The sequence below is a fragment of the Mesorhizobium sp. P160219 genome (assembly GCF_057786095.1).
On the sequence record NZ_JBYNWG010000001.1, the window covers coordinates 1,536,995 to 1,551,293 of the forward strand.

The 14,299-nt window shown below is 64.1% G+C and carries 14 protein-coding genes; 13 read left to right on the plus strand and 1 reads right to left on the minus strand.

What is annotated here, in order from left to right:
- Positions 1-60 precede the first annotated feature (60 nt).
- Complete coding sequence (locus AC3EMP_RS07550) at positions 61-1,338, plus strand: 4-aminobutyrate--2-oxoglutarate transaminase (RefSeq protein WP_352710346.1); 1,278 nt, start codon at positions 61-63, stop codon at positions 1,336-1,338.
- A gap of 122 nt (positions 1,339-1,460) precedes the next feature.
- Here the strand turns inward: AC3EMP_RS07550 and AC3EMP_RS07555 are convergent, their stop codons facing one another.
- Positions 1,461-2,714: an NAD(P)/FAD-dependent oxidoreductase gene (locus AC3EMP_RS07555; protein WP_352710348.1), complete on the minus strand. Its 1,254-nt coding sequence runs from the start codon at positions 2,712-2,714 to the stop codon at positions 1,461-1,463.
- A gap of 490 nt (positions 2,715-3,204) precedes the next feature.
- On the opposite strand from AC3EMP_RS07555, the gene AC3EMP_RS07560 reads away from it, so the two are divergent.
- From AC3EMP_RS07560 to ybeY, 12 genes are all read left to right on the plus strand, one after another.
- Entirely contained in the window at positions 3,205-4,497 is a 1,293-nt protein-coding gene (locus tag AC3EMP_RS07560) for an imelysin family protein (protein ID WP_352710351.1), read from the plus strand.
- A gap of 59 nt (positions 4,498-4,556) precedes the next feature.
- Positions 4,557-4,868 (plus strand): (2Fe-2S)-binding protein, encoded by a 312-nt coding sequence (locus AC3EMP_RS07565; RefSeq protein WP_023751927.1) that lies wholly within the window; start codon positions 4,557-4,559, stop codon positions 4,866-4,868.
- Entirely contained in the window at positions 4,834-5,319 is a 486-nt protein-coding gene (gene bfr / locus AC3EMP_RS07570; RefSeq protein ID WP_023669537.1) for a bacterioferritin, read from the plus strand. Before AC3EMP_RS07565 ends, bfr begins: the two co-directional genes overlap by 35 nt.
- A gap of 12 nt (positions 5,320-5,331) precedes the next feature.
- On the plus strand, positions 5,332-6,921 hold the full coding sequence (locus tag AC3EMP_RS07575) for a di-heme oxidoreductase family protein (protein WP_023692590.1): 1,590 nt from the start codon (positions 5,332-5,334) through the stop codon (positions 6,919-6,921).
- Positions 6,921-8,000, plus strand: a complete 1,080-nt coding sequence (locus AC3EMP_RS07580) for an imelysin family protein (protein ID WP_023692589.1) — start codon at positions 6,921-6,923, stop codon at positions 7,998-8,000. The genes AC3EMP_RS07575 and AC3EMP_RS07580 overlap by 1 nt, the downstream gene beginning before the upstream one ends.
- A gap of 2 nt (positions 8,001-8,002) precedes the next feature.
- Positions 8,003-9,109 carry a DUF1513 domain-containing protein gene (locus tag AC3EMP_RS07585; protein ID WP_352710355.1) on the plus strand — a complete coding sequence of 369 codons (1,107 nt, stop codon included), beginning with the start codon at positions 8,003-8,005 and terminating at the stop codon, positions 9,107-9,109.
- 107 nt (positions 9,110-9,216) lie between these two features.
- A complete protein-coding gene (gene tsaB, locus AC3EMP_RS07590) occupies positions 9,217-9,894 on the plus strand; it encodes a tRNA (adenosine(37)-N6)-threonylcarbamoyltransferase complex dimerization subunit type 1 TsaB (protein ID WP_023711441.1) in 678 nt (225 codons plus the stop codon).
- Positions 9,894-10,388, plus strand: coding sequence for a ribosomal protein S18-alanine N-acetyltransferase (rimI, locus tag AC3EMP_RS07595; RefSeq protein ID WP_023669542.1), 495 nt, complete (start codon positions 9,894-9,896; stop codon positions 10,386-10,388). Before tsaB ends, rimI begins: the two co-directional genes overlap by 1 nt.
- A gap of 28 nt (positions 10,389-10,416) precedes the next feature.
- Positions 10,417-11,217: a lyso-ornithine lipid O-acyltransferase gene (gene olsA, locus AC3EMP_RS07600; RefSeq protein WP_023696735.1), complete on the plus strand. Its 801-nt coding sequence runs from the start codon at positions 10,417-10,419 to the stop codon at positions 11,215-11,217.
- 53 nt (positions 11,218-11,270) lie between these two features.
- Entirely contained in the window at positions 11,271-12,680 is a 1,410-nt protein-coding gene (gene miaB / locus AC3EMP_RS07605; protein ID WP_352710358.1) for a tRNA (N6-isopentenyl adenosine(37)-C2)-methylthiotransferase MiaB, read from the plus strand.
- An 83-nt stretch (positions 12,681-12,763) separates the two neighbouring features.
- Positions 12,764-13,756, plus strand: coding sequence for a PhoH family protein (locus tag AC3EMP_RS07610; protein ID WP_027049340.1), 993 nt, complete (start codon positions 12,764-12,766; stop codon positions 13,754-13,756).
- A 17-nt stretch (positions 13,757-13,773) separates the two neighbouring features.
- Complete coding sequence (gene ybeY, locus AC3EMP_RS07615) at positions 13,774-14,280, plus strand: rRNA maturation RNase YbeY (protein WP_023669546.1); 507 nt, start codon at positions 13,774-13,776, stop codon at positions 14,278-14,280.
- Positions 14,281-14,299: the final 19 nt, after the last annotated feature.

The following is a 14,299-nucleotide window of genomic DNA, read 5'->3' on the forward strand; positions in this document are numbered from 1 at the left end:
GTCAGAAGAGGCCTTGGCATTCATCTAACGAGAACGGGCGTCGGCCCGATGAGGGACGAAATGAAGAACGCAGCCATTTCTGAGCGCAAGAACCAGTCGATCTCGCGCGGCGTCGGCATGACGACGCAGATCTATGCCGACCGCGCCGAGAATTCGGAGATCTGGGATGTAGAAGGCCGCCGATACATCGATTTCTCCTCCGGTATCGCCGTCGTCAACACCGGCCACCGCCATCCCAGGGTGATCGAGGCGGTCAAGGCACAGCTCGACCGCTTCACCCATACCTGCCACCAGGTCGTGCCCTATGAGAGCTATGTCAGGCTGGCCGAACGGCTGAACGGCATGCTGCCCGGCAAGTTCGAGAAGAAGACCATCTTCGTCACTACGGGTGCTGAAGCGGTCGAGAACGCCATCAAGATCGCCCGCAACGCCACTGGCCGCCAAGCCGTCATCGCCTTTGCCGGCGGCTTCCACGGCCGCACCTTCATGGGCATGGCGCTGACCGGCAAGGTCGTGCCCTACAAGGTCGGCTTCGGCGCCATGCCGGGCGACGTCTACCACGCGCCGTTTCCGGTGCCGCTGCACGGCGTGTCTACAGCCGATTCGCTGGTCGCACTCGACAAACTGTTCAAGGCCGATGTCGATCCGGCTCGCGTTGCCGCCATCATCATCGAGCCGGTCCAGGGCGAGGGCGGCTTCTACGACGCGCCACGCGAATTCCTGACGGCGCTGCGCAAGCTCTGCGACCAGCACGGCATGCTGCTGATCGCCGATGAGGTGCAGACCGGCTTTGCCCGCACCGGCAAGATGTTCGCCATGGATCATCATGAGGTCGCGGCCGACATTACCACCATGGCGAAAAGCCTGGCCGGCGGCTTCCCGCTGGCGGCGGTCACCGGCCGCGCCGACATCATGGATGCGCCCGGTCCTGGCGGGCTCGGCGGCACCTATGGCGGCAGCCCGATCGGTGTCGCCGCAGCACACGCCGTGCTCGACGTAATCGAGGACGAAAAGCTGTGCGACCGCGCCAATACGCTGGGCGCCCGGCTGAAACAGCGGCTGCAGTCGATCCGCGACGATGTGCCCGAGATTGTCGACATCAGGGGTCTCGGCTTCATGAACGCGGTCGAGTTCAACGACGTCAAGAAGGGCCTGCCGTCGGCCGAGATCGCCAATGCGATCCGGCTGAAGGCGCTCGACAAGGGGCTGATCCTGCTGACCTGCGGCGTCTACGGCAACGTCATCCGTTTCCTGGCTCCGATCACCATCCAGGACAATGTCATGAACGAGGCGCTCGACATTCTGGAAAGCTCGATCCGCGAAGTCTGCACTGCCTAGCGCAAAACCTACCTCCCCCTTGTGGGGAGGTCGGACCGCAGGTCCGGGTGGGGGGGCCTCGCGCCGACCCCAACCCCGCTGCTTCGCAGCGACCCTCCCCACAAGGGGGAGGGTAAGTGCGTCTAGCCCGCAGCCCGTGCCGGCTCATCCTGCTGGAACGCTGCCAGTGCAGCCTTCAGCCCGTCAGGTCCCTCAGCAATCGTCTGCGCCATCGGCGAAAACCCGGCCCCGAGCATCTTGCGGCCCAGCATATGGTCGCCCGGCCTGTTGACGGATTCGATGCCGAGCAGCCGGCTTCCAGCATAGTGGTAGATCGAGAACTTGTTCTCAGCGAGGTCGCCCAGCACGACATGGCTGTCGCCGCCCGAGGTCAGCCCGACCATCTGCAGTTTCATGTCGCCGATGTCAGACCAGAACCACGGCACCGCCGCATAGGCGTCCGTATGGCCGGTGATCGTGCGTGCGGCAAGCCGCGCCTGGTCGGTGGCGTTCTGCACCGATTCCAGCCGCACGTCGCCGCCGGTCGACCAGTGGCGGTAGGAAGCGGCGTCGCCGATGGCCAGAATATCAGGCACTGAGGTGCGCATCTGTTGGTCGACGCGGATGCCATTGGCGACAGTCAGTCCGGCAGCCTGCGCAAGTTCGACATTCGGCACGGCGCCGATGCCGACGATGACCATGCGCGCGGGCAGCCTTTCGCCGGTGGAGGTGATGGCAGCGCAGACATGGCCGTTTTCCCCTTCCAGCCTGGCAATGGTTGTGCCGGTGAGGATACGAACGCCGATCGCCTCCAGCCGTTGGCGGACATGGCTCGCCACCACCGGCGCCACGGCGCGGCCAAGCAGCCGGTCGACAGCCTCGACCAGGGTGACGTTGCGGCCGGCGGCCCTCAGCGTTGCCGCGATCTCCAGCCCGATGAAGCCGCCGCCGAGGATGACCACGTCTTCGCTTTGGGCGCTGAGCGCGCGGATCAGCCGCGCATCGGCGATCGAGCGCAGCGACAGCACGCCCGAGAGGTCGGCGCCCGGCAGCGGCAGAAGCCGCGGCCGCGAACCGGTGGCCAGGATGAGCCGGTCGAACGGCAGCACGCCGCCGCCCGCTACCTCCAGCTTGCAGCCTGCCGTATCGAGGCTGTCTATTCGGATGCCCGGCCTGAAGTCGATGGCGCTGCCGGTGTAAAAGGCCTCGCCGCGCAAGGGTTGCGGCTTGGCATCGGCGTCCTTGATGAAGGTCTTCGACAGCGGCGGCTTGTGATAGGGCAGATCGGTTTCGTCGCCGATCAGTATGACAGGCCCGTCATAGCCTTCCTCGCGCAGGCTGGCGGCCGCTTGCACGCCCGCATGACCCGCACCGACAATGACGACCCCGTTCTTCATCGCAACCCGAATTCCTGTTTCAAATCTGGAGCATGATGCCGAAAAGTGTGAAGCGGTTTTCGGACGACATCATGCTTTGATTGTGAGCCGTTCCGCCAGATGGCGATTGTCTGCCGCCGTCGCAAGAGCCCCGGTCCGGGTCGCACCCGGAACGGTCGCTTGTCAATCGCGGCGTCTCTCACCTTGGCTGCTGGCTACGATTTAAAGTTGATAGTGCTAGTTTAGAATAATTCTAAACTGTTGTTTCAATTGAATTTTCTAGGGTTCACCAGTTGACTTCCGGCCTCGCGATCGTTTTATGGAGGCTCGCGCGTCAGCGCATCCCTTTGATGTTTGGGCCTTGAACCCGTTCGATTGGAGGCATTTGGTGTCTTTCTCCCGTGAGCCGCAGAGCGGCGCGGCATCTGTGGTGTCCTACGGCATGCCTATGTCCCGGCACCGTTTGGCACGCGCGCCTTTTACCGAATCCCCTTTGAACTGGAGACTGATGATGACAGCGCGATATGGCGGCAGACTGGCTGCGATCGGTGCCACGGCTATGTTGACGGCGGCGGTTTTCATCCTGCCGGCCAAGGCGGCGGAGATCGATGCCAAGGCGGTCATCAAGACCTATTCCGACATCGCGCTGGCCAAGTACGAGGATTCGCTGACCACGGCGCAGGCGCTCGACAAGGCTGTCGACGCGCTGCTTGCCAACCCGTCGGCGGACACGCTGAATGCCGCCCGCGATGCCTGGAAGGCGTCGCGCGTGCCCTACCAGCAGACCGAGGTCTACCGCTTCGGCAACAAGATCGTCGACGACTGGGAAGGCAAGGTGAACTCCTGGCCGCTCGACGAAGGCCTGATCGACTACGTCGCCAAGAGCTACGGCACCGAGTCCGACGCGAACGCGCTCTACACCGCCAATGTCATCGCCAACAAGGACATCGAGATCGACGGCAAGAAGGTCGACGCCTCGAAGCTTTCGCCGGAGTTCCTCGCCGGCACGCTGCAGGAGGCCGGCGGCATCGAGGCCAATGTCGCCACCGGTTATCACGCCATCGAATTCCTGCTCTGGGGCCAGGACTTGCACGGCACCGGCCCGGGCGCCGGCGAGCGTCCGTACACCGACTACGACCTCAAGAACTGCACCGGCGGCAATTGCGATCGCCGGGCCGAGTATCTGAAGTCGGCCAGCGATCTTCTGGTCTCCGACCTGCAGGAGATGGTCGGCAACTGGAAGGAAGACGGCGCCGCCCGCAAGAACCTCGTCGATGGCCAGCCGAACACCGCTATCTCGGTGATCTTCACCGGCATGGGCTCGCTGTCCTACGGCGAACTGGCCGGGGAGCGCATGAAACTCGGCCTGCTGCTGCACGATCCCGAAGAGGAGCACGACTGCTTCTCGGATAATACCTACAACTCGCATCTCTATGACGCCATCGGCATCCGCGCCGCCTATCTCGCCAGCTACACGCGCATCGACGGCACCGTCGTTTCAGGCCCGTCGGTGCACGATATGGTCAAGGCGGCCGATCCGGCGATCGACAAGGAACTGTCCGACAAGCTCGATGTCTCGGTCGCCAAGATGGAGGCGATCAAGGCGCGGGGAGTGGCCGGTGATGCCTACGACCAGCAGATCGCCGAGGGCAACACCGAAGGCAATGCTACCGTGCAGGCGGCAATCGACGCGCTGGTCGACCAGACCAAGTCGATCGAACGCGCCGTCGGCGCGCTGAAGCTGAACAACATAGCCTTCGAGGGGTCCGACAGCCTCGACGCACCGGACAAGGTGTTCAAGTAGCACCCCAACCAACCACTAGCCAAACGGCGCGGAGGGGCGCCGTCAGCCAGAGCCAATCCATGCTGATCTGCCATTGCAACATCATCACCGAAAAGGAGATTGAGCAGACGATCGTCGATCTGCTGGATCAGGACCCCTGGCAACTGATCGTGCCGGCGAAGGTCTATCACACGATGCAAAAGCGCGGTCGCTGTTGCGGCTGCTTCCCAAATGTGGTCGAAACGATCATTCGGGTCACCGAAAATTACCACGCCCGTTCGGAGGCGAGCGGCGTGGACATCGTTTCACACCTGGATCGCGTCAGAGGCCTGCGCGTCCAATATGGGAGCAGAATCCATGAAAGGCGAACCGCAGATCATCGAGCGGCTTAACGAGGCTCTGTTCCTGGAGCTTGGCGCCGTCAATCAATACTGGGTGCATTTCCGCCTGCTCGAAGATTGGGGATATGCCAAGCTGGCAAAGAAGGAACGCGCCGAATCGATCGAGGAGATGCACCATGCCGACCGGCTGGTGGCCCGTATCATCTTCCTCGAAGGGCATCCCAATTTGCAGTCCGTGGCGCCGTTGCGCATCGGCCAGAACGTCAAGGAAGTGCTCGAATCCGATCTCGCCGGCGAATATGACGCACGCACCGCCTACAAGCGTTCGCGCGAGATCTGCAACGAAGCCGGCGACTACGTGACGATGAAGCTGTTCGAGGAATTGCTGGCGGATGAGGAAGGTCACATCGACTTCCTCGAGACGCAGCTCGACCTCCTTGCCTCGATCGGCGAGGAAAAATACGGCCAGCTCAACGCCGCATCGGCGGACGAGGCGGAATAGGACCATGCAGGAATGCGGCGCCCCATAGATATTCTGCGCCGCTTGCGGCGGGCCGCCGGCCCGCTGCTCCTCAAAAACCCGCGATATCAGGCCTTTCGCGGGCTTTCGGTTGTAACCCTGGCGGCAATTTTGGCCCCGGCCCTGGCCGGATCGTCGGAACCGGTCGGCCTCGCCACGAGCCGCACCGACCTGACGCCGAAGGACCAGGCCCGCGTCCTTGCAGTTACCAGGCCAACCCAGGATTTCTCCAAGCCCGAATCCTTCGAAACGATGCAAGGCGGCGCCGGCACGTCGCGCAAGCAGGTCGACCGCGACGCCTTCTCGCAACCCTCTGAAAACATTACCTTCGAGGAACAGGGCAATTTCAAGCTCGGCAATGCGCTTTTCCGCAAGAACTGGGTGTCGTCGCCATCCTCGACCCAGGCCTCGGACGGTCTCGGACCCCTGTTCAACGAGCGCGCCTGCCAGAATTGCCATTTGAAGGATGGCCGCGGCCGCCCGCCGGCCGCCGACAGCCGCACCACGTCGATGTTCCTGCGGCTGGCGCGCGATGCGAGCACGGCCGAGGAAAAAGCCGAGATTGCCGTGCACAAGGTGCTGAACTTCCCCGATCCGGTCTACGGCGCGCAGTTGCAGGAACTGGCGGTGCCCGGCCTCAAGGGCGAAGGCCGCATGTATGTCGATTATCGCAAGGAAAAGGTCACGCTCGGTGACGGTAGCATCGTTTCGCTGCGCAAGCCGAGCTATTCGCTCGACGGGCTTGGCTACGGCCCGCTTGACCCGCGCACCACGCTGTCGCCACGTCTGACCCCGCCCATGATCGGCCTTGGCCTGATCGAACAGATCGCGCCGGCCGACATCCTTGCCCATGCCGATCCCGACGACCGCGACGGCATTTCCGGCAAGCCCAACATGGTGCGTGACCTCAGCAGCGGGCAACTGACGCTTGGCCGCTTCGGTTGGAAGGCGCAGACCGCATCGATCCGCCAGCAGGCGGCGGACGCCTTTGCCGGCGATATCGGCATTTCGACGCCGGAAGAGCCCAGCCACTGGGGCGATTGCACCGCAGCCGAAGAGGCCTGCTTAGCCATGCCCAATGGCGTGCAGAAGCGGCTCGGCCCGGTCGAGGCGCCACCACCGGTGATGGACCTCGTCACCTTCTATTCACAGAACCTTGCGGTGCCGGCGCGGCGCGATGTCGGCGCACCCGCCGTGCTCGCCGGCAAGAAGCTGTTCTACGAGATGGGCTGCATTGCCTGCCATACGCCGAAATTCGTCACCATGCGCGGGAACAAGGCGCAGGCGTTCCAACTGATCTGGCCCTATTCCGACTTTCTGCTGCACGACATGGGGCCTGGCCTTGCCGACGGCCAGGCGGTGGGCGATGCCACGGGCAGTGAATGGCGCACCCCGCCGCTATGGGGCATCGGCCTGACAAAGACCGTCAACGGCAACGCTTTCTTCCTGCATGACGGGCGTGCGCGCACGCTTACCGAAGCGATCCTGTGGCATGGCGGCGAGGGGCAGAAGGCGCGCGATCGCTTTGCCGCCGCCAATACGGCCGACCGCGATGCTCTCATCAAATTCCTGGAGTCATTCTGATGCTCAAGCGGGTTTTGCCTGTTCTCCTCCTCCCATTGGCTCTGTTCGGTGCGTCCCCGGCATCGGCCTCGGTGAAAGCCTCCGACGTGATCCAAAGAGCGATCGACGGCTTTGTCCGCCCCGCCTATGCCAGCCTGCATGGCCATGCCGGCACCTTGGCGAAGGCCATGGACGCGCTCTGCCAGGCGCCGTCGCAGGGCAACCTCGATGCCGCGCATGCCGGATTCTCGGCCACGGTCGCAGCTTGGTCGTCGGCTGAAATCATCGGCTTCGGGCCAATCAAGGAGAACAACCGGCTGGAGCGCATGCTCTACTGGCCGGACCGAAAGAGCATCGGCCTGAAGCAGGTGCAGGCGGCGCTGGCCGGCAAGGATCCGACCGCCACCGATCCGGCGCAGCTGGCGGGCAAGAGTGTCGCGATGCAGGGATTAGGGGCGCTTGAGTTCGTGCTTTACGGCGACGGCGCCGAGACGCTCGTCGGCAAGGACGAGCCCTATCGCTGCGCCTATGGCGCGGCAGTCGCCAAGAACATCGAGACCATGGCGGCCGATGTCGACGCGGCCTGGAAAAAACCGGACGGTTTTGCAGCCTCGTGGGCTAATCCCGGACCCGACAATGCGCTTTACCGCGACGGCACCGAAGCGGTGACCGAACTGGTCGGCGTCTTCATCAACGAGCTGGAAATGGTCCGCGACGTGCGCCTCAAAGGTTTTTTCGGCGCCAAGCCGGAGGCTGACAAGCCAAGGCAGGCGATCTACTGGCGGTCGCAAAACACCGGCCTGTCATTAGCCGGCAACCTCTCCGGCATTGATGCGCTGTTCCAGGCCTCGAAGCTCGGCGACGCGCTGCCCGAGGATAGCAGATGGATGGCGGAATCCATCCATATCCAGCTCATCAATGGCGTTGCCACTGCCAAATCCATCCAGGGTCCGATCGACAAGACGCTGGCCGATCCCGCGGAGCGCGGAAAACTCGAGCATTTCGCGCTGATCACCTCCAGCCTGTCGGGCCTGATCGGAACCAGGCTGACCGCCGAGTTCGGCCTGACCGCCGGCTTCTCCTCGCTCGACGGAGACTGATCATGAGGACGCCGCTGATCGACCGCCGCGATTTTCTCAGGGCTGCCGGCGCCGGCTTCGTCGCGTCAATGGCGCCGCGGGCCTGGGCGGACACGCTTGCCGCCGATGCCGTCTTTGCCACCGCCTTCGTCAAGCGTGACGGCAGCTTTGGCGCCGCTGTGTTGTCGGAAGCCGGAAAAGTATTGCATGCGATCGACCTGCCCGACCGTGGCCACGACGTCACCTTCGATCCGGTCTCGAAGCGCTCCGTGGTCTTCGCCCGGCAACCCGGCACCTTCGCCGTGGTCTTCGACCATGCCGGCCGCGAGCCGCCGCTGACCATCGTCAGCATCACCGGTCGGCATTTCTTCGGCCACGGTGTGTTTTCCACCGACGGCGCGCTGCTTTACGTCACCGAAAACAATTTCGACAATGCCGCCGGCGTCGTCGGGATCTACGACGCACGGGCCAAGTTCAGCCGCATCGGCGAGTTTCCGACCTATGGCATGGGGCCGCATGAGCTCTTGCTGCTCGGAGACGGCCGGACGATCGCCATCGCCAATGGCGGCATCGAGACCCATCCCGACTATGGCCGCGCCGAGCTCAACATCGCCACCATGAAGCCGTCCTATGTGCTGGTCGATCGCACAACCGGCGATCTCATCGAAAAGCACGAACTGCCGCCGGCTCTGCACCAGCTGTCGATTCGCCACATGGATGCCGACCCCACAGGCACCATCTGGTTCGGCTGCCAGTACCGCGGGCCGGGCACCGAGCGGCCACCGCTGGTCGGCCGCGCCACGCGCGGCAAGGGGCTGCAGCTGCTCGACATGCCGCAGGACGTGCTATCCGGCTTCCGGAATTACATCGGCTCGGTCGCCGCCAACCCGATTGCCGGCACGGTCGCGGTGTCTTCGCCGGAAGGCAATTCGCTGGCCGTCATCGACGCCGCCAGCGGCAAGATCGTCGCCACCAAGGCGCTGGTCGAGGTCTGCGGCCTGGCGCCCGACGGCCCGGGCTTCATGGCAACCACGGGTGCCGGCGAAATCATCGAAGGCAGCGGCGCGACGCGCTCCGAGCCCGACTATGTCTGGGACAACCACATGCTGCGCATCGCGCCGGCGGCGTAAGCCGTCCGGCCTGCACCGAAGCGAAGCCGCTTAACAATTTACGCGCTGGCTCTTGCGGCGGCGCGCCGTGGCGGGCAGAGGGAGACTGTTTTTCGAACCGGTCGCCCATGAAACTGCTCGCCATCGACTGTGCCGCCAATCTCTGCGCCGCTTGCGTCTATGACGCATCGGGCGACAGAGAGCTCGGCCGCTCGGTACTCGATCTCGGCAAAGGCCACGCCGAACACCTGATGGCTGTCATTGACGAAGCGTTGAAAGCGGACGGCACCGATTATGCCGGCCTTGGCGCCGTTGCGGTCTCCATCGGTCCGGGTTCCTTCACCGGCCTGCGGGTGGGCGTCTCGGCGGCGCGCGGCCTGGCGCTGGCGCTGAAGATCCCGGCGATCGGGGTAACGACACTGGAGGCGCTGGCGGCCGAGGCGAGGGCGGCATTTCCCGGCCGCCCGATCCTGGCGGCTCTCGATGCAGGCCGCGAGGAGATCCATGCGGCGTTTTACGATGCGGAAGCGATTTTGCGCTATGGTCCGGCTGTGACCACACTTGCCCAAGCCGCGGGAATGGCGGCGGACAATCGTCCGGTGCTTGCCGGCACGGCCGCCGTGCAGATCGCAGCCGCGGCCGGTCGCGATTTCGATATCGGCCCGACGGCTGCCACCGCCGACATTGCCGTCTACGCCCGGCTCGCCGCTGCAAAAGGTGAGGGCGACAAGCCGAAGCCACTCTATCTGCGCGGCGCCGATGCCAAGGCGCAGGCCGGGTTCATCCTGTTGAGGCAGGAAAAGTGATGCGCATCCCTTTCCTCCAGCCGCGCCGCAGGGACTATGCGCTCGAGCCGCTGACCATCGCCGACAGCCCGGCAGCGTCGGTGCTGCACCGCGAGGATTTCGTCCGGCCCTGGACCGATGGCGAGTTCGCCGCGTTGCTCGAACAGGAAACCGTGTTCGGCTATGCCGCGCGCGAAATCGGCCAGGGCGCCAAGCCGCCGGTCGGCTTCGTGCTGGCCAGGCTTGCAGCCGGCGAGGGCGAGATTCTGACCGTGGCGGTGGCGCGCTCGCATCGCCGCCAGGGGCTCGGCTGGCAGTTGATGGACGCGGTACTGCGCGAATTGCATGCGCAGCGGGCCGAGGCGCTGTTCCTTGAGGTCGACGAGACCAATGTCGCTGCCATCGCCCTCTACCGGCGGCTGGGTTTCCGCCAGGTCGGCCACCGCGCCAATTATTACCGCTCGACCGAACATGGTCCTACCGGCGCGCTTGTCATGCGCCGCGATCTTCGCTAGCCAAAGTTTTGGGGCAGGGCCAAGCTGCATGATCGGAAAAATCAGGATTTTCCTGGCGCTGAGCCTCGTTGTCATCGGTTCGCTGGTCCTTGTGCCTTTGCAGCTGCTGTCGATGAAGACCGGAATCTGGCGCGAGACGGTCATTCTGAAGGCCTGGCACAGCCTCATCGTCCGGACGCTCGGCCTGCGCATCCATGTCAAAGGTGCGCTGTCCAGCCAGCGCCCGCTGCTGGTCGCCTCGAACCATATCTCCTGGACCGACATCATGGTGCTGGGCTCCTTTGCCGATGTGACCTTCATCGCTCGGGCGGACATGGAGGGATGGCCGCTGATCGGCTGGCTGTCGAAACTGCAGCGTACGGTCTTCATCGAACGCGAGCGCAAGCGGACAGCTGGCGACCAGGCCAGCGAGATCGCCAGCCGCATGGCCAAGGGCGACGCCATGGTGCTGTTTGCCGAGGGCTCTACCGGCGACGGCAACACCATCCTGCCGTTCAAGAGCACCTTGTTCGGCGCCGCCTCGATGGCGATTTCGGAAGGCGCGGCCGAGCAGGTCTTCATCCAGCCGCTGGCGATTGCCTACACGCGGGTGCACGGCGTGCCTCTCGGCCGTCGCCACCGGCCGCTCGCTGCCTGGATCGGCGATCAGGACCTGATGCCGCATCTCAAGGTGCTGATGGCCGAAGGCGCCATTGACGTCGAGGTGCATTTCGGCGAGCCCATCGCCTTTTCCAAGGGCTCGAACCGCAAGGAAACGTCGAGGCTGATGGAAAGCCAGGTGCGCGCCATGATGCAGGCCGCGCTCGCCGACCCGCGCCAGAGTCGGTAGCGCAACCTAGAATCGTCTGTTTTTTGTCACGGAAAGGCGTTAGAAGCCGCCGGATGGATTTGAACACGATAGAGCGGAACGAAACCGACAGCGCCTTGCAAAGCGCTGCTGTGGCGTCCGCCTCGGCCAAAAAGGTCTTCGTCAAGACCTATGGCTGCCAGATGAATGTCTATGACTCACAGCGCATGACCGATGCGCTGGCAGCCGACGGCTACACCGCGACCGATGTCATCGCCGACGCCGACCTGGTGCTGCTCAACACCTGCCATATCAGGGAGAAGGCGGCGGAAAAGGTCTATTCCGAGCTCGGCCGCATCCGCGACATGAAGGCTGAACGCGCAGCAGTTGGGCGCGAAATGCTGATCGGCGTCGCCGGTTGCGTCGCGCAGGCCGAAGGCGCGGAAATCATCCGCCGTTCGCCTGCTGTCGATCTGGTCATCGGCCCGCAGACCTATCACCGGCTGCCCGATGTGCTGGCCCGGGTGCGTGGCGGCGAGAAGATCGTCGAGACCGAATACGCCATCGAGGACAAGTTCGAGCATCTGCCGCAGCCGAAGCGCGCCGAAATGATCAAGCGCGGCGTCACCGCCTTCCTCACGGTGCAGGAAGGCTGCGACAAATTCTGCACCTTCTGCGTCGTGCCCTATACCAGGGGCTCGGAAGTGTCGCGGCCGGTGGCGCAGATCGTCGCCGAAGCCGAGCGGCTGGCCGATGCCGGTGTGCGCGAGGTGACGCTGCTGGGGCAGAACGTCAATGCATGGCACGGCAAGGGTGAGGATGGCATGGAATGGGGGCTTGGTCGCCTGCTGTTCCGGCTGGCCGAAATTCCTGGCCTGGCGCGGCTGCGCTACACCACCAGCCATCCGCGCGACATGGACGACGAATTGATCGCTGCCCATCGCGATCTCCCGGCTTTGATGCCTTATCTGCACCTGCCGGTGCAATCCGGGTCAGACCGCATCCTCAAGGCGATGAACCGCAGGCACACGGCCAAGGACTATCTGGCGCTGCTCGAGCGCATCCGCGCTGCACGCGGCGACATCGCGCTGTCCGGTGACTTCATCGTCGGCTTCCCCGGTGAAACCGAGGCGGATTTCGAGGCCACGATGGGTCTGGTGCGCCAGGTGAACTACGCCTCGGCCTTCTCGTTCAAATATTCGCCGCGTCCCGGCACGCCGGGCGCCGATATGCCCGATCACGTGCCGGAAGCGGTCAAGGATGAACGTTTGCAACAGCTGCAGGCATTGTTGCTCAAGCAGCAGCAGGATTTCGGCTTGGGCCTGGTCGGCAGCACCATCGACACGCTGATCGAGAAACCCGGCCGTCAGGCCGGCCAGAAGGTCGGCCGCTCGCCCTGGCTGCAGCCGGTTATTGTTGATGAAAAGGCCGGGGAAATCGGTGACATTATCCGGGTGCGAATCACGAAGACGGGCTACAATAGCCTGTTCGCCGAGTTGGTTTGATGGCCTCGGCAGATGAGGAGAGACGGTTGAGCGCTGCTGAAGTGAAGACTCTGCCCCAGAACCAGACATCCGGGGCCTCTGACATGGCGCACATCGTTCTGACTTTCGACAACAACAAGCTTGCCAGCGCCCTGTACGGCCAGTTCGACGAGAACCTGGCCCGGCTCGAGCAGAAGCTCGGCGTCGACATCCGCTCGCGCGGCAACCAGTTGACCATCAAGGGCTCGGCCTCGGCGGCCGAACAGGCGCGCCGCGCACTCGACAATCTCTACGGCATTCTCCAGAAGGGCACCGATATCGGCCAGTCCGACGTCGATGGCGCCGTGCGCATGGCGATTGCCGCCGACGACCAGCTGACGCTGCCGACGCTGGAACGCAAGGGCAAGGTTTCGGCCGCCCAGATCTCCACCCGCAAGAAGACGATCTATGCCCGTTCGCTCAACCAGGACGCCTATATGCGGGCGCTGGAGCGTTCGGAACTTGTCTTCGGCATTGGCCCCGCCGGCACCGGCAAGACCTATCTGGCGGTGGCGCATGCGGCGATGCTGCTCGAGCGCGGCATGGTCGAGCGCATCATCCTGTCACGGCCGGCGGTCGAGGCCGGCGAGCGGCTGGGTTTTCTGCCCGGCGATATGAAGGAAAAGGTCGATCCGTACCTGCGGCCGCTCTATGACGCGCTTTACGACATGATGCCGGCCGACAAGGTCGAGCGCGCCATTGCCGCCGAGGTCATCGAGATCGCGCCGCTGGCCTTCATGCGCGGCCGCACGCTGGCGCATGCCGCCGTCATCCTCGACGAGGCGCAGAACACCACGCCGATGCAGATGAAGATGTTTTTGACCCGCCTCGGCGAGAATTCGCGCATGATCGTCACCGGCGATCCGACGCAGATCGATCTGCCTCCAAGCACCAAGTCGGGCCTCGTCGAAGCCTTGCGTGTCCTTGACGGCGTGGCCGGCGCGGTAACCGTGCGCTTCAACGATGTCGACGTTGTGCGCCACCCGCTGGTGGCCGAAATCGTCAGGGCCTATGACCGCGACGCCAAGCTGGCGCGCGGCCTCGGCGCCGAGAGCTGATGTGACGATGCGGGCTCATGCCTGAAGACATAAGACCTGGCGGCGGGGATAGTTCGGTTCCCGTCGAGATCGATATGTCGGTCGAGGCCGGCGACTGGCCCGATGAGGCGGCGCTGACGCGTCTGGTCGATCGCGCCGTGTCGGCTGCCTTTGCCGAAACCGCTGCTGCCGGTCCTTCCGAACTCAGCATCGTCTTTTCCGACGATGCCCATATCCGTACCCTCAATGCCGGCTGGCGCGGCAAGGACAAGGCGACCAACGTCTTGTCTTTCCCTGTTTTTCCGTTCCCCAGGGGTGGCAAGCTGCCGCCCATGCTGGGTGACATCGTGCTGGCCGCCGAGACGGTGGCGCGCGAAGCAGCCCTGGAAGACAAGCCCTTCGAGAACCATATCACCCATCTCGTCATCCACGGCCTGCTGCATTTGCTGGGCTACGATCACGAGACCGATGCAGAGGCCGATGAGATGGAAGCCATCGAGCGCTCAGCGCTCGCAAGGCTTGCCATTCCCGATCCCTACACGTAATGACAAAAGACCAATTGAC